This window comes from Solimonas sp. SE-A11, from assembly GCF_030345715.1.
Lineage (GTDB): Bacteria > Pseudomonadota > Gammaproteobacteria > Nevskiales > Nevskiaceae > Solimonas_A.
Genome location: NZ_JAUASX010000036.1, coordinates 1 through 17,426, shown reverse-complemented (window position 1 = coordinate 17,426; position 17,426 = coordinate 1). Strand labels below are relative to the sequence as shown.

At 65.0% G+C, this 17,426-nt stretch carries 23 protein-coding genes; 22 read left to right on the top strand and 1 reads right to left on the bottom strand.

The window, feature by feature from the left end; all coding sequences use genetic code 11:
• The first annotated feature begins 176 nt into the window (after window positions 1-176).
• The 21 genes from QT386_RS22995 to QT386_RS22895 all read left to right on the top strand — a co-directional run bounded on the left by QT386_RS22995 (window position 177) and on the right by QT386_RS22895 (window position 14,724).
• On the top strand, window positions 177-308 hold the full coding sequence (locus QT386_RS22995) for a hypothetical protein (RefSeq protein WP_289276095.1): 132 nt from the start codon (window positions 177-179) through the stop codon (window positions 306-308).
• 66 nt (window positions 309-374) lie between these two features.
• Window positions 375-1,475: a hypothetical protein gene (locus tag QT386_RS22990; RefSeq protein ID WP_289276094.1), complete on the top strand. Its 1,101-nt coding sequence runs from the start codon at window positions 375-377 to the stop codon at window positions 1,473-1,475.
• A gap of 7 nt (window positions 1,476-1,482) precedes the next feature.
• Window positions 1,483-1,716: an Imm32 family immunity protein gene (locus tag QT386_RS22985; RefSeq protein WP_289276093.1), complete on the top strand. Its 234-nt coding sequence runs from the start codon at window positions 1,483-1,485 to the stop codon at window positions 1,714-1,716.
• A gap of 53 nt (window positions 1,717-1,769) precedes the next feature.
• Window positions 1,770-2,003 (top strand): Imm32 family immunity protein, encoded by a 234-nt coding sequence (locus tag QT386_RS22980; protein WP_289276092.1) that lies wholly within the window; start codon window positions 1,770-1,772, stop codon window positions 2,001-2,003.
• Window positions 2,004-2,109: 106 nt separating this feature from the next.
• Window positions 2,110-2,424 (top strand): hypothetical protein, encoded by a 315-nt coding sequence (locus tag QT386_RS22975; RefSeq protein WP_289276091.1) that lies wholly within the window; start codon window positions 2,110-2,112, stop codon window positions 2,422-2,424.
• Window positions 2,425-2,427: 3 nt separating this feature from the next.
• Window positions 2,428-3,093: a DUF6682 family protein gene (locus tag QT386_RS22970; RefSeq protein WP_289276090.1), complete on the top strand. Its 666-nt coding sequence runs from the start codon at window positions 2,428-2,430 to the stop codon at window positions 3,091-3,093.
• Window positions 3,093-3,716, top strand: coding sequence for a hypothetical protein (locus QT386_RS22965; protein ID WP_289276089.1), 624 nt, complete (start codon window positions 3,093-3,095; stop codon window positions 3,714-3,716). The genes QT386_RS22970 and QT386_RS22965 overlap by 1 nt, the downstream gene beginning before the upstream one ends.
• Complete coding sequence (locus QT386_RS22960) at window positions 3,713-4,138, top strand: hypothetical protein (protein WP_289276088.1); 426 nt, start codon at window positions 3,713-3,715, stop codon at window positions 4,136-4,138. The genes QT386_RS22965 and QT386_RS22960 overlap by 4 nt, the downstream gene beginning before the upstream one ends.
• Window positions 4,135-6,840, top strand: coding sequence for a hypothetical protein (locus tag QT386_RS22955; RefSeq protein ID WP_289276087.1), 2,706 nt, complete (start codon window positions 4,135-4,137; stop codon window positions 6,838-6,840). Before QT386_RS22960 ends, QT386_RS22955 begins: the two co-directional genes overlap by 4 nt.
• A 19-nt stretch (window positions 6,841-6,859) precedes the next feature.
• Window positions 6,860-7,672 carry a hypothetical protein gene (locus QT386_RS22950; RefSeq protein WP_289276086.1) on the top strand — a complete coding sequence of 271 codons (813 nt, stop codon included), beginning with the start codon at window positions 6,860-6,862 and terminating at the stop codon, window positions 7,670-7,672.
• Entirely contained in the window at window positions 7,602-8,066 is a 465-nt protein-coding gene (locus tag QT386_RS22945; protein ID WP_289276085.1) for a hypothetical protein, read from the top strand. Before QT386_RS22950 ends, QT386_RS22945 begins: the two co-directional genes overlap by 71 nt.
• Before the next feature lie 143 nt (window positions 8,067-8,209).
• Window positions 8,210-9,064 (top strand): hypothetical protein, encoded by an 855-nt coding sequence (locus QT386_RS22940; RefSeq protein ID WP_289276084.1) that lies wholly within the window; start codon window positions 8,210-8,212, stop codon window positions 9,062-9,064.
• Window positions 9,065-9,122: 58 nt separating this feature from the next.
• Entirely contained in the window at window positions 9,123-10,175 is a 1,053-nt protein-coding gene (locus tag QT386_RS22935) for a hypothetical protein (RefSeq protein WP_289276083.1), read from the top strand.
• Window positions 10,175-10,906, top strand: coding sequence for a hypothetical protein (locus tag QT386_RS22930; RefSeq protein ID WP_289276082.1), 732 nt, complete (start codon window positions 10,175-10,177; stop codon window positions 10,904-10,906). The genes QT386_RS22935 and QT386_RS22930 overlap by 1 nt, the downstream gene beginning before the upstream one ends.
• A 1-nt stretch (window position 10,907) precedes the next feature.
• Window positions 10,908-11,297 (top strand): hypothetical protein, encoded by a 390-nt coding sequence (locus QT386_RS22925; protein ID WP_289276081.1) that lies wholly within the window; start codon window positions 10,908-10,910, stop codon window positions 11,295-11,297.
• Between the two features lie 5 nt (window positions 11,298-11,302).
• The gene (locus tag QT386_RS22920) at window positions 11,303-11,971 is read left to right on the top strand and encodes a hypothetical protein (protein WP_289276080.1); all 669 of its coding nucleotides are present in this window, start codon (window positions 11,303-11,305) and stop codon (window positions 11,969-11,971) included.
• Window positions 11,972-12,006: 35 nt separating this feature from the next.
• Complete coding sequence (locus tag QT386_RS22915) at window positions 12,007-12,468, top strand: hypothetical protein (RefSeq protein ID WP_289276079.1); 462 nt, start codon at window positions 12,007-12,009, stop codon at window positions 12,466-12,468.
• A complete protein-coding gene (locus QT386_RS22910; RefSeq protein ID WP_289276078.1) occupies window positions 12,465-12,752 on the top strand; it encodes a hypothetical protein in 288 nt (95 codons plus the stop codon). The genes QT386_RS22915 and QT386_RS22910 overlap by 4 nt, the downstream gene beginning before the upstream one ends.
• Window positions 12,753-12,765: 13 nt before the next feature.
• Entirely contained in the window at window positions 12,766-13,311 is a 546-nt protein-coding gene (locus QT386_RS22905) for a hypothetical protein (protein WP_289276077.1), read from the top strand.
• On the top strand, window positions 13,308-13,628 hold the full coding sequence (locus QT386_RS22900) for a hypothetical protein (protein WP_289276076.1): 321 nt from the start codon (window positions 13,308-13,310) through the stop codon (window positions 13,626-13,628). The genes QT386_RS22905 and QT386_RS22900 overlap by 4 nt, the downstream gene beginning before the upstream one ends.
• Entirely contained in the window at window positions 13,621-14,724 is a 1,104-nt protein-coding gene (locus QT386_RS22895; protein WP_289276075.1) for a transglycosylase SLT domain-containing protein, read from the top strand. The genes QT386_RS22900 and QT386_RS22895 overlap by 8 nt, the downstream gene beginning before the upstream one ends.
• A gap of 457 nt (window positions 14,725-15,181) precedes the next feature.
• Here the strand turns inward: QT386_RS22895 and QT386_RS22890 are convergent.
• Window positions 15,182-16,287 (bottom strand): IS3 family transposase gene (locus QT386_RS22890; RefSeq protein WP_289276074.1). Its coding sequence is split into 2 segments (ribosomal slippage): window positions 15,182-16,029 and window positions 16,029-16,287, totalling 1,107 coding nucleotides; the frame shifts between segments, so codons are not numbered across the junction.
• 80 nt (window positions 16,288-16,367) lie between these two features.
• Here QT386_RS22890 and QT386_RS22885 point away from each other — a divergent pair.
• Window positions 16,368-17,225 (top strand): serine/threonine-protein kinase, encoded by an 858-nt coding sequence (locus QT386_RS22885; protein ID WP_289276073.1) that lies wholly within the window; start codon window positions 16,368-16,370, stop codon window positions 17,223-17,225.
• Window positions 17,226-17,426: the final 201 nt, after the last annotated feature.

Genomic DNA, 17,426 nt, shown 5'->3' with positions numbered 1-17,426 from the left:
CGGCAAGGTCGCCCTGGTCGCCTGCATGCGCAAACTCCTGGTGATCCTCAATGCCAGGCGTCGAGACGAACTCCTCCTCCAACAGACCGAACTGGCGACCCCTTAAGACAGTTGCTCTCCCCCAACCCCTCTCCCGCTTGCGGGAGAGAGGACTCACTCATACGCAAGGAACTCTCATGAACGCAAAAGAAAAGCTCGCCAAGCCGGTGAACCCCTACACCCAGCCCGACGCCACGCCGGACGGCACGCGCAAGAAGGGCAGCAGCCGCAAGGCCTACTGCGAGACCGGCTCGCACCAGAAGAAGTAAGCGGCAAAGCGGTAACGAGGCCCCGGGAAACCGGGGCTTTTTCTTGGCTTTCTAAAAGACCTCACCATGCCTCAAGACAACAAGGCTCCAACCCGTCTTCAAGGTGTTGGTGTATCCGGCCTAGCAGGCGTGCAGCGCGGCCTTTCCGCGGATTTGCTTGGCCTGCCGGTGGATACCGTGGCCAATGTTGCGGACCTGGGTCTGGCGGGGTACGGCACAGTCGTAGGCCTGATGGGCCGGCAGGACCTCATGCCTGATCTGCTGGATCGTTCGCAGGTCGTGGGGAGCGGAGATTGGATCGCCCGCCAGCTATCGCGGACCGGTGCATTGATGGGGCCAGCGGATTCGGGGTCGGGAGTGGAGCGGGCGGCATTCGCCTTTGGCCGCGGTGGCGCAGGCGCGCTGTTGGGTGCGCGAGAGGGGCCGGCCCGCGCTGTCGAGGCAGGTATGCGCGGTGGCGTCTCGATGCTGGCCGCGGAGCAGGCGGGCTCCTCTACGGGAAATCCCGCGCTCGCCGCATCGGCTGCACTGGCTATAGGTAGTGGCCGGAGATACTCCAATGGCATCGCCCGGTCCACGGCTGGCGGCAAGGATGATAGGCCCGCCTTGCGGATTCCGGTGCAAGGCGAACTGGACTGGCAACGGTTCATTGCCCATGCCTTGTCTCGTGCACTCCCGGTCATCAAGAATCTTCAACGGGGCCCGGAGAGGCCGGATCGCATCCGTGGTGCGGGTAATGCAGCCCCCCATGTGAAACCTGGCGAGAAAAAGGCCTTAGTGCCTCAACGGCCGGACGGCAATTCGATGCTCAATTCGGCAGAGTATCGATCTTACCGCGCGGGCATGGACGAGTTCGGACTGCAGCGTGATCCGCCGGCCAGGAAAGGCTTGGGGAAAAATCCCTTCTACGGAAAGAACTTTCCCGACATCGACCAGCTTCTGACGGAGCGAGATTTTTCAAAGAAGGGGCGCGATCCATCGGCAGGAATTGGGTCCTATTTTCATCCGAAGAGTGGCCGGAAGTACTATTTGGATGAGGGCCAGAAATACGGGAGAAACTATGAACTTCCTCACGTTGATGTCCATCGAATGAAGGACGGGATAAACTTGAGGAAGGAAAAGAGAAAGTTTCCTCTCGGAGAGGAACTTTTTCGGAAAGAAAAATGAGGAAGACATGCTGAGCTTCGAATTCTCGGGAAACGAAAAGCTTCACCTCCACGGTGACCGTGAGGGCCTTCTCCAACTGGCGGATATTTTGATCCACTTGGCGAAGAGCGAAGAGCCCGATCATGTGCACCTGATGAGCCCGGAATTGGGCGGAGCTGAGCTGTCTGATGGGCCTCAGGGTCTCGACAAGAGCTCGTTCAAACATGTGAAGGTATGTGTCTGGCTGGCCGAGGACAAATAGCTTGCCTCCGCGGGGCCCTTTCAGTCGTCATACCAGTGATTGGACTATAGAGCATGCTGACTTTTGAATTGAATGACCCCGAAACCCTCGATGTCCATGGAGACCGCGAGGGCTTGCTGCGCCTGGCAAGCATCCTGACGCAATTGGCAGAGAGCAAAGAACCCGACCATGTGCATTTGATGACCCCGGATTGGGGTGGCACAACCTTGTCTGCTGCGCCCCAAGGTTTCGACTCGACCTTGTTCAAGCACGTGAAGGTATGCATATGGCCCGCCAAAGATAAATAGGCCGAGTCCAGCCGCACCTCACCCCTTCATATCAGCAAGCTACACCAAAGCCCGCCACCCGGCGGGCTTTTTCGTTTCCGCTGTTCTTTCCATTCAAGGAGTCCCCATGCCCAAGTACCTGATCCGCGCCGATGGCGCGGTATACCCCTACAGCGCCCCCCTGGCCGCCAGCGCCCGCTTCAAGATCGTGGACGAGCTGCCGGCGAACCATGTCGACGGCATTGCACTGGCGCGCGAACGCGCCCAGGCGCGCGCGGCGGCGGCCACCGACATGCGCCAGCAGCAGGACCGGCGGCAGGCGCTGCGCCAGCGCGACACGCAGGGCCTGCGCAAGCGCCTGGCGAAGAAGCCGGCGGTGGACGCACAAGCCGCCGCGGAAGCCCAGCGCCAAGCCGATGCCTTCGTCGGCAAGGAGCACTGAGCCATGGGAACCATTGCCTGCTCCCGCATCCTGCAGCGCGCGGCGCGCACGCTGTTCGACGAGACCGGCGTGCGCTGGTCGCCCACCGAGCTGCTGGACTACCTCAACGCCGGCATCAGCGCCATCGTGGCGGCCAAGCCCGACGTGGCGGCCACGGCAGAGGCCTTCGAACTGGCGCCGGGCACGCGCCAGGACCTGCCGACGGACTTCATCCAGTTCCTGGGGCTGGTGCGCAACCTGGGCGCGGACGGCCAGACGCCGGGCCGCGCCATCCGCCAGGTGGAGCGCAACGAGCTGGATCACAGCTACCCGGACTGGCACGAGTCCAGCGGCGCCGCCGTGCTGCATTACTGCCACGACAAGCGCCTGCCGCGGCTGTTCTATGTCTTCCCGGCCTCGGAGGGCTGGGTGGAGCTGCAGGGCGTCAAGGCGCTGGAGGCCGTGACCGACGCGGCGCAGACGCTGCCGCTGGATGATCTCTACGAGAACCCGCTGCACAACTGGGTGGTGGCCTATGCCTACGCCAAGAGCAGCAAGTCGGGCGACATGAACCGCTCCGGTGCCTACATGACGTTGTTCGCCAACGCACTGGGGCTCAAGTCGCAGCTGCAGTTCTCCTTTGCGCCCACCGACCCGGACGTGGCGGCGCGCACCGGCGAGGATGTCTGATGACCCCGCTCGACTCGCTGCTGCCGCTGTGCCGGCGGCAGGCGCCCGGCTGCCCGGACTTCCTGCTGCTGGAGGCGCTGCGCCACGCGGCGCGGGAGTTCTGCCGAGACAGTTGGTTTGCGCGGCGCACGCTGGAGCTGGCGCTGGAGGCGGGCGTGAGCCACTACGACCTGGTCCCCGAGGACGGCGCGGAGGAGATCATCGGCGTGGATGCGGTGGAGTACCGCGGCCAGCCGCTGCAGCCTGCGGACCCGCGCATGCTGCCGCAGCGGCCGGGCCGGCCCAGCGCCTTCCTGTGGCTGCCGCCGGCCACGCTGGAGCTGGCACCGTATCCGCCGGAGGACGCGGCAGACCTGGGTGAGCCCGTGTGGGTGTCGGTGATCGTGCAGCCGGCGGCGGAGGCCGACAGCGTGGGTGACGATATCGCGCGCCAGTACGACCACGGGCTGGCGGACGGCGCGTTGGCACGCGTCTGCGCGTTGGAGAGCGCCGCCTGGTCGTCGCCGCAGGCCGCGGCGCGCCATGGGCTGCTGTTCCACGCCGCCAAGATCAACGCCAAGGGCCACGCGCTGCGCGCCCACCTGCCGCGCGGCTTGCGCGTGCTGCCCCGGAGATTCGCATGAGCTACGGATACGTTCACCGGCGCAGGTCTCCCCAGGCGGCCGAAGGCATCGTGGGTTTTGCCGAGCGCTCGGCCTTTTTCGTGGCGCCGAACTGCGGCGGAGCCGGCCAGCCGATGCAGCTCGACGTGCCGCTGCAACTGATGGATGCGCAGGGCGCGGGGCCGTTCGGGGTGCGGGTGCAGGCCCTGGGTGGGCATTACGTGCCCGGAGAAGACTACGAGCCCTTGGACGCGTGGGTGGAGTTTCCGCCCCCGGTAGACGGGCAATCCCAGGCCTGGATCGCGCTGCAGATCCACGGGCAGGCCTCGTGCCCGTTTCCCCTCAACGAGGACAACCCGGCCGTGATGCTGGGCCTCAGCGATTCCCTCAACTGCGATATCGGCGGCACCGATATCCATCTCCTGGTGGCTCTGGGCATATGAAGATCCTGATCCAGCCTTCGCGCGGCGTCATGCCGCGCGTGGCGCCGCAGCGCCTGCCGCCGGAGGCGGCGCAGACCGCCCTCAACACTCGCTTGCTGAGCGGCGACCTGGAAGCCTGGCTGGAGCCCGGCTTCAGCAGCGCGCTGTTCAAGAGCGGCGAGGTGCGCAGCCTCCACCTGATGGCGCGCCAGCACTGGCTGCACTGGACGGCGGCGGAGCTGGGCGCGGGCGCCGTGTCGGTGGACGTGGCGCGCGGGCCCATTGCCGGCGACAGCACCGAGCGCAGCTACTTCAGCGGCACCGACGCGCCGCGCGTCACCAACCTGGCCAAGGCCATCGGCCCTTGCGGGCAGCAGTACCCCTGCGACAGCCTGCTGCTGGGCGTGCCGGTGCCGGGGGCGGTGCCCGCCTTGTCGCTGGACACGGTGGTGCCCGATGCCAGCAATGTGGAGCTGATCAACCCAGGCGCGGAGTCTGGCGGCAGCGCCGGCTGGATCGTGGACGAGGGTGACCTGGAGGTGCGCGCGTCCGGCGATATCCCCGGTTTTGCGGCACGCCAGGGCGGCTACTACTTCCACGGTGGCAGCGTGGCGCGCACGGAGGCACGGCAGACGCTGCTGCTGTCGTCCGTGGATGTGTTCCCGCAGCAGATGCTGGAGCTGAGGTGGTGGCAGGCCAGCGGCCCCAACGGCAGCGCCGCCGCCATGGGCCTGCGCTTCTACGACGCCGCCAACCTGCCGGTGGGCGAGGCGATGGCCCCCGTGCAGGCGGTGACGCCGGCCCTGTCCTGGGTGCAGCGCAGTGTCTCGCGCCAGGTGCCGGCAGACGCCCACACCCTGCGCCTGGTGATGATCTTCGAGCGTGCCGGAGCGGGGCAGAACGACGCCTGCCTGGACGCCCTGGAGCTGTCGGCCATGGATTACGAGGAGCCCTTTGCCTGCGAGTCCTTCGAGGGCTGGGTGAAGGGGCCGGAGGGCGGCGTGACCCGCGTGGAGATCGACGCCACCGTGGGCCGCGAGGCGCCGAGCTGGCGCTTCACGCAGAACAACAGCGTCAGCTACCTGTACAAGGACATCGGCCTGGCCACCAGCCCCAAGGCGCGCATCGAGGCGGACATGCGTGCCATCGAGAACCTCACGCTGATGCTCTACGCCAGCGTGGCGGGCTACGGCGTGGGCATCAACATCGGCGAGAACGGCTGCCGCCTGATGCGCTACAACCAATGGAGCGACCAGAGCGGCTCGCTGCTGGCCCAACTGGCGCCCTCGCTGAAGAACCGCTGGGTGCGCGTAGTGGCGGAGATCAACACCACCAGCGTCAGCGCCGCACGTCTCAGGCTGTATGTCACCACGCTGGACAACGGCACCGCCGTGGTCACGGGCCACGAGGCAGAGATCGAGGTCAACGGCTCCTGCGTGGGGTTCAAGTCCCGCTCCAACGAGACCGCCGAGCGCAGCTGGGTGGACAACGTGCTGCTGTCCGTCACTGCGCCAGAGCCGGAGCGGCCGGAGAACATCGTCTTCACCAACTACGTCTGGACCTACACCAACGAGTTCGGGGAAGAAGGCCCGCCGAGCCCGGTGAGCCGCACCGTGCAGCGCAGCAACAACGCCCCAGTGCGCGTGGACACGCCGGCCTCGGCGCCCGCCGGCTACGGCATCAGCCACAAGACGCTGTACCGCTCCGCCACCGGCGCCGGCAGCAGCGCCTACCTGCGCGTGGAGCGCATCCCGCTGGACCAGGTCACCTACGTGGACAGCAAGACGGACGCCGACCTGGGCGACGTGCTGGAGTCCCAGCTCTACGACCTGCCGCCGGCTGACCTGCGCGGCCTGCTGGCCATGCCCAACGGCTTTCTGGCCGGCTTCTCGAAGAACGAGCTGGTGTTCTCCGCGCAGGGGCGCTACCACGCCTTTCCGCTGGACTACCGCCTGGCCACGGACTACCCCATCGTGGCCATCGGCGCCATCGACGCCAGCCTGGTGGTGTTGACCGAGTCGCACCCCTACGTGGCCACCGGCTACACGCCGGACGCCATGTCCATGCGCAAGCTGGAGTCGCCGCAGGCCTGCAGCGCCAAGCGCAGCGTTGCCCACCTGAAGGACGTGGGCATCGTCTACGCCGCGCCGGACGGGCTGGTGGCCATCAACGGCCAGGGCGCGCCGCTGCTGCTGACCGAGGGCCTGCTGACGCGCGAGCAATGGCAGGCGCTGAATCCGGCCTCCATGCTGGGCGTGGCGCATGACGACCGCTACTTCGGCTTCTACGAGAAGACCGGCGGCGAGCGCGGTGGCTTCATCCTGGACGCGCGCAACGGCGGCTTCGGCCTGGTCTTCACCGACATCTGGGCCCAGGCCGCCTACAGCGATCCTCTGACCGACCGCCTGCTGCTGGTGATGGGCAACCAGGTCTGGCAGTGGGAGGGCGGCAGCACGCGCCGCCCCTATCGCTGGCGCTCGCGCCTGTTCCAGCTGCCGCGCCCCACGGCCTTTGCCTGCGCCCAGGTGCGCGCGGCGGACTACGAGGACCTGCAGCTCACCCTGTATGCAGACGGAGCCCCCTGGCTGACCCGCGCCATCACCTCTGCCATGGAGTTCGTGCTGCCGGACCGGCTGGCGCAGGCCAGCCTGGAGATCGAGCTGGCGGGCACCTCACGGGTGCAGTCGGTGGAGGTGGCGGAGGAGATGGAGGAGCTGGAGTGATTGAGATCAGGAGAATAAAGTGCCCCTAGAACAGCAAAAAAATTGGCGTCGAAGAATTGACCCGAATGAAGGGTTCATGCATGGATTCTTCCAGGGGCAAGATTTTGCAGATCGCCTCTTGCGTGAGGATGGCCGAGCCTTGAAAGGACTTCCTTCCGCCTCAACGTCAGCTGATGTTGTTCATGTGACTGACGGCAGCCCAGATGCGAGGCTTTCGCCCAGAAAATCGATCAGCATGGCAGAGAAAATTCCCGGAATGCCCGAACTCCGGCGCCAGCAGATCCGCAATGACCGAGAGTCCATCTTGAACGGCATTGATCGTTTTTTATCGGAGAACCCCGGCAAGCCAGTGCCTATTAATGGAAGAGATTTTGACCTTCTTAGGACTGCGGATATCTTGAAAATTGAAGATATACAGAAGATATTCGGACCGATGGATAAAATGGAGAGGCCTGATCTTCATACGAGATTGAAGTTCGAAGGTGACAGCGTCTTCTCGCTTTATACCGGGGAGAAATTCCATATAAAGAATCATCCCATCGAGGGAGTGCACAATGCCGAGGACATCAATTACTACTTCCAGGGCCTTCTGATGGCTGCCGCTCGGAAGAAGGCGTTTACGATGGACGCCTACATTGTGGGCCATAACCTGAAACAGGCGTGGAATCGAAGAGGGGTGTACGATCTTCAACAGATTCCTCCAGCGCTGAACTTCGCGAATGACGGTTATTCTTTCTACAAGAAATCCTATGAGGGCATGCATGAACAAGATGGCCAAGCTGCTGCTCGCAGGCCTGCTTCTAGTTCTGGCGGCGGGCTGCGGGGGAGATAAGGCCTACTGCGATGGATTGGCTGAAAAGGCGCGTAATCCTCAGTTGCAAGCCGTGTTGCGTTCCTGGGTGGCAGAGAACGTTGCCGGAAGATCCATCGACAAATCGGAGGTCGAGGATGGCGGGGGGATGTGGCCGGGGCTGTTCCGCCTGAAAAATCCTCCACGCTTTGAGCAACTGGGCATGGGGCAAAGTTTCCAAGTCCGCCTGATGGGGCCTCGTTCATCTGAGGGCCTGAATAAAGGCAACAGCGTGGTCTCGGTCTTCTTTGGAGAAAGATCTCGCCAGGGGGTGGTTGTCCGCCTTCCGGCATCCTCGACATTCGGGGTGGAGCCTGTAGAAAAGGTCGTTCCGGTAGCGGCCGATATTGGCGTGATTTGTGGCGAGCGCGACTGACCCTCTCCCCAGTTTCATCGCGGCACTGAAGTAGCCCCACCGGCCGCCGCGCCGGTACATACACGTTGATACCCAAGCCCGGCTCGCTGCGCGAGCCCGGGAGGCTTGCGCCTGCGCGCGGCTTTTTCATTCCCGGAGTCCCCATGACCTCACGCACCCCCGCCATCCACACGCCGCGCGAGTTCGGCAGCGAGGCCGGCACTCGCGCCGCCCGCGCGGCGGTGGATGCGATCCGCATCCGCCTGGAGCGGCTGGAGGCTTCGCTGGATGCCTCCGGCGAGGCGCTGGAGCGGCAGCGGCGGGCGCTGCTGGAGGCGCTGGGCCGCATGCCCCGGGCGGTGGAGGTGCCGCCGCCCACGGTGGCCCCTGGCCTGCGCGTGGTGGCGGCTGGCTCGCTGGAGCCGGGGCAGGTGCTGGCCTACGGCACCTCTGGCGCGGTGGCGGCGGACACCGGCAACCCGGCCCACGCGGCGGCGCTGCTGGGCGTGGCCATCACGCGGCCGGAGGCCGGCCTGGTGGCGGTGGCCACGGAGGGCCAGGCGCTGGACTGCGAGACCTGGGCCTGGACGCCGGGCGACGTGCTCTACGCCGCGCCCGGCGGAGGCCTGGCCACCCTGCCGGGCAGCGGGCAATGGCAGCGCCGCATCGGCGTGGCGCTGGATGGCAACCGCGTGCTGGTGCTGCCGGGCGAGCCGCTGCTGACACCGGGCGGAGGGCGCTTGCTGCAGCTGCGCGCGGACGGCCGCGTGGAGGCGGCGGCCATCCCTTACCGCACGGATCGCTACACGGTGACGCCGGCCATGCTCGCGGCGCGCCGCGTGAGCCTGAGCGAAGCGCCCGCCGACCCGCTGGCGGTGGTGCTGTGCGTGCACCACGGCATCGAGCAGAAGCCGGGCGTGGATTTCTCGATATCCGGAGCCGAGCTGTCCTGGGACGGTCTGGCGCTGGAGCTGCTGCTGGAGAGCGGCGACAGCTTTTCCGTGCTGTACCTCACCTGAATCCCAGCGCTGAATCGCAAACCTGACCCCAACAACCCCTCACACACAAGGAGCAACCATGTCGCAACTGAAGCGGAAGTTCATCGAAGACAACGCCGTCAACGGCGCCAAGATCCGCCTGGACAACAACGAGATGCTGCGTGGCCGCAACGCGGCCAACACGGCGGACATCGACATCCTCAAGCTGACCTCGGCCAACGAGCTGGAGCTGCAGGCGCAGCCCAAGGCCGCCGCGGCCCTGCCGATGCCCAGCGCCGAGAAGGACTACGTGACCGTTGAGTATGTGCAGAACGTGATCAACGGCAAGCAGGACCCGAAGGAAGCGGTGGACGTGCTGGCCATGGCGCCGCTGGCGCTGACTGGCGCCACGCCGCTGCTGGTGGACGGCCGCACGATCCTGCATGGCGATGCCATCGGCCTGCTGGCGCAGGCGGCCCCGGCCGAGAACGGTGTCTACGTGGCCAACGTGGACGGCGGCAGCTACACGCTGGCGCGCCGCGCAGACTTCGACGAGGACGCGGAGGTCTCCAAGGGCGCGTACTTCCCGGTGACCAACGGCACGCAGTACGCCGGCTACCAGGTGATCCTGACCACGGAGAACCCGATCCTGGTGGGTGTCACGCCGCTGAACTTCGTGGCCTATCCCTCGGTGCTGTCCATCGAGGCCGGCGACATGCTGGCCAAGGTGGGCAACACGCTGTCGGTGGACCTGGCGGCACTGTCGGGCCTGGAGTCCACCAACCCCGGCAACGGCAGCGGCCAGCTGCGCGTGAAGACCGACACCGCGCCGGCGGAGAAGGACCAGACCACGCGGCGCGATCCGGTCAGCGGTGCCACGGTGGCCAAGAAGTCACGGCGCCACGCGGTGACGCTGTCGCCCACCGACATCTCCAACCAGTACGTGGACCTGCCGGACGTGGCGGCGCAGGACTCGGTGCGCCTGGCGGTGGCCGGCGCGGGGGCGCAGTTCGAGGGTGACGACTTCACGGTGAACTACACCGGCGGCGCCAGCAGCAAGACGCGCGTGGGCTTTGCCGGCGGCCTGGCCACGGCGGGCGTTTCGGCGCTGGTGGCGGGCGACAAGATCGCCGTCTACTACCGGGCGTTCTGATGGCCGCGCTCAAGTATCGGTTCTTCGAGCCGCTGCCGGCGCTGGCGGCGCAGAACGCGCCGGTGATGGCGGGCGACGGCCTGCAGCTGATCGTGGGCAAGCTGCAGGGGCAGATCGCGCAGTTTGCGGCCTACCCGCGGCTGTTCGCGGACAACGCGGGCAACGCCGCGGCCAAGAACTGGACGGTGCCGGCCGGCGTATACGCGCTGAAGTTCCGCCTGATCGGCCCCGGCGCGAGCGGCGCGGTGGGCCAGAACAGCGGGCCGCGCTCGGGCGGTGGCGGCGGCGGTGCCGGCGCGCTGTGCGAGGGCACGCTGCGCGTGAGCCCGGGGCAGGTGATCGCCTACCGCATCCCGCCCGGCGGCTCCGCTGCCGCGGCCTGGCTGCTGGCGGAGACCGGCGACGCACGCATCGTGGCCGGCGCAGGGGCGGTGGGCGCGGCCAATGGCGTGGGCGGCAGCGGCGGCACGGCCGCGGTGGGCGCCGACCATGCCGGCGGCGTGATCGGCCTGCCGGGCCGCAACGGGCGTGGCGGCTTCTCCGCCACGCTGGCACTCACCATCCATGACGATGGCGGCGACGGTGCCGACACGCTGCTGGGTGCCGGCGGGCGTGGCGGCAAGGACGCCAACGGCGGCGCGGCCTCCGGCCATGGCGCGGGTGGCGGCGGCTGCCCCGCGGGCAACACCGCGGGCAGCGGTGGCGCCGCGGCGCTGCTGCTGGAGTACTGACATGGCCCTGATCCCCGCCGACATCCGCCGCGAGTGGCCACGCATCCGCGGCGAGATCGCCGACATCCTCGCCGGTGACGACGAAACCCCCGAGGAGGTGTACGCGGAGTGCCGCTTCGGCCGCGCGCAGCTCTATACCTGCCCGGAAGGTTTCGTGGTGCTGAAGAAATACCTGCGCGAGGACAACGGCCGCCCGGAGCTGCTGCTGTGGATGGCGCAGGGTGACGGCGGCGGCCTGCTGCGGCGCTACCTGCCGCAGATGGAGCAGATCGCCCGCCAGCTCGGCGCCGCCACGCTGGCCTTCCGCACACGCCGCCGGGGCTTTGAGCGCCTGCTGGATCCGCGCTGGCGGATGCGCGCGGTGGAATACCAACTCGATATCCAGGAGTGAATCACATGGGAAGCAAACCCAAGATGCCCGGCGAAACCGCCGAGCAGAGAGAGATGGCCGACATCGCCGCCGAGTCCTATGACGACTGGCGCGAGCGCTGGCTGCCGCTGCAGCAGAGCTTCTTCGAGGACACGCTGGACGTGGCCCCGCGCCGCCGGCAGGCGCTGGACACGGCCGCCACCGACTACGCGCAGGCCTTTGGCCAGGCGCAGCGCGGCCTGGAGGGCCGGCTCCAGGGCAGCGGTGCCGCTCCGGGCTCCGGCCGCTACGCCATGGGCCTGGCCGGCTTCGCCAACGATCGCGCGCAGTCCTTCGGCCAGGGCATGGCGGACGTGGACGCGCTGATCGACGACCAGTACGCCCAGGGCCTGCAGGCGCTGATCGATATCGGCCGCGGCGAGCGCACGCAGGCGCTGCAGGGCTTGTCCGATACGGCCGACCTGGCCCAGCGCCGCTCGCTGGCCGACGCGCAGAACGCATTCGAGAACCGCGCCGCGATGCAGGGGGCCATCGGCTCCGCGGCGGGCATGGCCACGGCATATGGGCTGCGCGGCCAGACGCCCTCGGGCAATACGCAGATGCCCCGTAGCAGCCTTGACGGTATCGCCGACGGCTCGCTGACGCCCAACTTCGGGACGATGTCCCTGCAACCGGGCTCGACGTTCCGGTTCTGAGCGGCTTGCAATCATCCATCACACAGGAGCTTTCCATGTTCGTCATTCCCGCCTCACTCGAGGCCCCCGAGGCACAACCCGGCCAGCGCAACGCGCTGGGACTCTCCACCCGGGACAAGCACTACGCCAGCAACACGCAGGCGGCGATCCGCCGCGCCGACTTCGAGCGCTACAAGCAGCAGATCCGCCCGATCGAGGACCGGCTGATCTGGATGGTCGACAACCCGGAGCTGCGCGCCAACAGCGTGCAGTCCGCGCGCGACACGGTGGCGCGAAGCTTCCGCCAGAGCGGCGCTGCGCTGCGCGGGCGCCTGGCCGACCAGGGGTTGAGCCTGTCGCCGCAGCAGCAGGCGGCCATCACGCGGCGCCAGGACCTCTCGCAGGGCCTGGCGGACGTCAACGCCGCCAACCGTGCCAACCGGGCCTTTGACGAACGCAACGCCCGCATCCTCACCGGCGGCGGACAGCGCTACGGCTTGGGCGGGGGTGCGCAATGAGCGGCCTGCTCGGCACGGCGGCATCCGCCAAGAACGAGACCGGCGCACTCTGGGGCGCAGCGGCGGCGCGGGAGGAGACGCAGAACTCCGCCCGCAGCGCACTCAAGGCTGCCGAAAGCCAGATGCGCATGCAGATGGCCGGCACCGGCGCGGGCATCGGCGCCATGGTGGGGCTGTCCTCCGCCAGCGGTGCGGCGGCCGGCGCGAGCAGCGGCATGGTGCTGGGCCCGGTGGGCGCGCTGGTGGGTGCCGGTGTGGGCCTGCTGGTCAACGAGCTGTTCTGAACCAGGAGACAACATGAATCCCCTCAATGAACGGGCGCGCCGCGGCGCTGCCTTCCTGCAGAGCGACTTTGCCGCGGAGTTTGACGACCCCGACTTCCGCCAGGCCGCGCTGCGCTACGACGCCGCGATCAACGACGGTGGCGACACCGCCGGGCTGACCGGCGCGGAGCTGTACGGCTTTGCCAACCGCCTGTTCGCCCGCGAGCTGCGCCAGGGCCTGGGCGAGCGCCTGCGCGACGGCGGCGTCATCACCGCCAAGCGCCTGGTGGCGGTGTACCTGGACGGCGACGCGGTGATGCTGGAGCTGGATATCCGCGCCCGCCGCCCGGACGGCAGCGAGTACGACTACCGCGCCCCGGTCACGCGCGGCCGCAGCTCCGCCGACACCGACGAGGTGCTGCGCATCCCGCTGCGCCGCGTGCGCGACCGCCTGCGCGGCGCGGCGATGCTGGCCGCCGGCATCGAGCGGGCCGGTGGGCGTGCCCGGCTGCTGGGCCTGCTCCAGAGCCCCGCGCCGCGGACCACCGCCTTGCGCGGCCTGCAGGGAGGTGCCCGATGAGCCGCGGCGGCTTTCGCGCCGCTGGATTCATGGATGGCTTCATGAACGGCTTCGACTTCGTGGACCGGCTGCAGCGGGCGGACGAGGAGCGCAATGAGCGGCGCGAGCGCACCGCGGTGGAGGATGCGCGTTGGCAGCAGCTATATGGCCTGCGCTTGCAGCGAGAGGAACGTCTGGCGCGTGGCGACGACGACCCTGCGATGCTGGAGCAACCCCAAGGCGAATACGGTCTTCTGGAGGGCCGCACCGCCAGGTCTCCGCAGACCGGCGAGCGCCTGATCCACCGTTCTGGTCGCTGGGAGGTGTTCCATGACTGAGCGCCTGCCGCCAGGATTTGTGCTGGATCCGGTCAAGCCGCTGGCCAGGGGCTTGAAGGGAGTGGCGGTGGCTGACTCGAAGACTCCTCACGCTGCTGCGAAGAAGAACAGCGCCCTGAAAGGAGTTGCAGAATCGGCTCCCCCTGAGTCCGTAGGCCCAGCCCCGGAGGGAATGCTGGCGCGGGCCGGTTGGGCGGACCGGCAAGGCTTTCAGGGCATGCTGGGCGGCCTGCGCGCCGGCTGTGCGGATGCCCCTTGGACCGCTTTGCTACAGGATGCTGCCCATGGCGCCAGCTACAGGCCAGTGGACGAAAACTGTGCGCGGAGCTATCCCGATTACGTGACGCCCCATCCACCGGTGAAGCGCTTCTCCAACGCCAGAGGATGGAGGGACATGGAGACGGATTGGAAGCAAGATGAACAGCGGCAGGTCGTTCGGCAAGGAGAAAAAATATTCAAAGACAACGGAGCCCCGCTATATGAGGTTGGCCCTGCTGTGACGCCTGGGCAAAACAATTTCGATGCATTAATCGTCAAATCACTGAAGCGTTACCCCTCCATTGATCCCTTGATCTACAAATCTTTGCTATTTCAAGAATCGAAGATGAAGCTCCTTAGTGCACATCGCACCAGCAGGTATGCCGGCATAGCGCAACTTGGTCCCACAGAGGCTGTTTCTGAGGGCGGGCTGAGCATGGGGGCAACTAAGTTCAAGAATGGAAAGTGGACTTACGACAAGGAAGGCGATCAACGATTCAATCCTGAAAAGGCCCTGCCAGTGGCCGCTCAGGTTCTTGATATGAAAATGAGAGAGATTGATAGATTCCTTAAAGAAAGGGGAATCTCGGATCAATACTCGGAAGAAGAGAGATGGCCGCTTTATCTAGCGGCATACAACGCAGGCCAAGGAACGGTCACCGGGATAATGAACCTGGCAATACAAGAGGGAATCAATGCCCCCAAGTGGGATCAATTGATTGCTGGTGAGCCTAAGAACAGCTTTCTATGGCGCGGGATGAAATTCAAAGATAGGGAGGGTAAATACAAAGAGATTAAAAAATACCCGGAGGAAATTCTGGCTAGGTATATGGAGTGATTTTTCTCTGTCTAAAAGCGATTCGTATGCCGAGGCAAAGGCCTTATGGCCACTGGATCGTGCAGCGCAATGGAGATGGGTTCTTCATTCAGAGAAATTCTTGACGCGTCGGAATACGATACCGTCATCCAATTGCCCGCGGCCGATCAGGCAGCGGGCCTTCTCTCCCTTGCATCTCTCTAGGATGTGAACGACCTCTCCAGTTTTTCTTGAGTATGCGCACTGTTCTTCGGCGCCTTCGTAAGTCGGTTTGGCACAGCTCTTGAGCCGCAGGAGTATGCGAGAACCCTGATCTTCAACCTTCAAAGTTTCGATTCCGCCGATCAAATCGCCATTGTCTGTCACTTGGTACGTTGCTTGATTGCCCTGGATATGGATTCGAGCAATTTCATGGTGGCTATGGGTGCCGGCGGCATTTGTCCCCTCGACGTTACCCCGCCTTGAGTAGCGGTTTGGTTTAGAGCCCTGGGTTGATGGTAATAGCCTTTGCAGCAAGCTGCTTGGCGTAGACGGCGGGCGCCAGCCCGCCGAGTGCTTTCTTGGGTCTGTGCTCGTTGTAGTCCTGGGTCCAGGCCCGGATGATCACGCGGGCGTGATTGAGGCTGACAAACCAGTGCTCGTTGAGGCACTCGTCGCGTAGCCGTCCGTTGAAGGATTCTATGTAGGCGTTCTGGTTGGGCTTGCCGGGCTCGATGAGCCGCAGGCCGATGCCATGGCGATGCGCCCAGGTCAGCATGGCCCGGCCGGTGAATTCCTTGCCGTTGTCGGTCCGGATGATCGAAGGCCGGCCACGGGTCGCGCAGACCTCGTCCAGCAGGCGTACCAGGTGGTCGCCGCCGATGCTGTGCTCCGGAATGACGGCCACCGCCTCGTGCGTGGCGTCATCGACGATCGCCAGGCATTTGAGCGCCCGGCCGGAGGCGATCCGGTCGAAGACAAAGTCCATCGACCAGACCTCGTTGGCGGCCCCGGGCCGGATCAGCGGCTGACGATCGCCGGGCGGAATCTTCTTGCGGCGGCGACGGCGGACCTGCAACTTCTCCAGCGCATACAGCCGCTCGACACGCTTGTGGTTGATCCGCTGCCCAGCCTGGCGCAGCTTAAGGTAGATCATCGGCGCGCCGTAGCGGCGGTGCCGCTGGGCCATGTCGACGATCTGCTGGCGCAGCTCGGCATTGCCATCGGGCCTGGGTACGTAGCGCAAGGCCGAGGCGCTCATGCCCACGACCCGCAGCGCATGCCGCTCCGTCATCCCCCGATCCTTCATGGTCCGCACCACCTCGCGACGAGCCGGTGCGGTCACCACTTTTTTCTCAGGACTTCCTTGGTGACCTCCGCCTCCAGCAGGGCTTCGGCCAGCAGCTTCTTGAGCCGGGCGTTCTCCGCCTCCAGAGCCTTGAGCCGCTTGGCGTCCGAGACGTCCATGCCGCCGAACTTGCTGCGCCAGAGGTAGTAGCTGGCTTCCGAGAAGCCATGCTGGCGGCACAGGTCCTTGATCGGAACCCCCGCGTCTGCTTCCTTAAGAAACCCGATGATCTGCTCTTCCGTATACCGCTTCTTCACGTCCGACCTCCTGGGGTCTTGGGTCGGACTCTAAACCACGGTGCTACTCAATTTCGGGGTAACGTCGGTATCTTTTGTGCGTGGTCGAACGATCAAACGGGAACATCGTACCGGAACGGGTTTGGTTTACAGACAACACTATAAGGGGAAGTGCTGGCGCGCAGTATCGGCTTGGACAGTTCTTGGTAAAGGGGAACAACGGAACTATATATAAGTGCACATCTCAGAATAATCGTCAGCTTGCAGTGAAGTTTATGCACCGACTGGACAAGCAGAGACTGGCGCGATTTGAGTTCGAGACGCAGGTTCTTGCAGATCTTTCTCATCCCAATCTTCTTGCGTGCATTGATGCGGGGGAAATCGAAACCACCGGAAAGGAACCCGTACCTTATCTAATTACCGAGATATACACGGGAACTCTACAAAGAAGCATCGATGCATACGGCCCCCAGACGCCCGCGAATGTGAAGCGTTCAATGCGTCAAATATGCGGTGCCTTTTCCTATCTTCATGGAAAGGGCGTTATACATCGCGATGTGAAGCCGGCAAATTTCTTCACAAACGGAACGTCGATTGTAGTTGGTGACCTTGGCCTGGCGAAGACCAGTACCGACGAGGGAGTTGCACGTTACTATCGTGATGACATTACATTGGTCAACGAGTTCGTCGGTCCGATCTTGTGGATGTCTCCTGAGTTGATTGCATATCAGAAAGACAAGCACACTCCCGTTGATCATCGTTCAGATATTTTTCAGCTTGGGTTGTTGATGTGGTTCCTCGCTACCGGTGATATTCCCTGTGGAGTACTAGACGACGAAGAAGATCCGAGTGGAGGCAGCATCTTGCAGATTGTTCGAAAGGCAACAAAGCATAAGCCAGATAAGAGATATGAGAGCGTTAATGCCATGCTCGCCGATGTTGAGAAATTGCCTGATTGATATCCAGAATCGCACTGAATCTCGTGCTATTGGGGGCGACGTTTGCCTTAGGTCGCTTCTGCCGACGTATTCATGGTCAGGCTGTTGGCGCGCAGTAAGAATTGACCCACCCAAGAGGCAAGTGCGCACTGAAATTTGACCCACGTTAATCGGTACTCTGGCGATTTTCTCGCCAGGGATGACCAGGAGTGATTAGCGTGG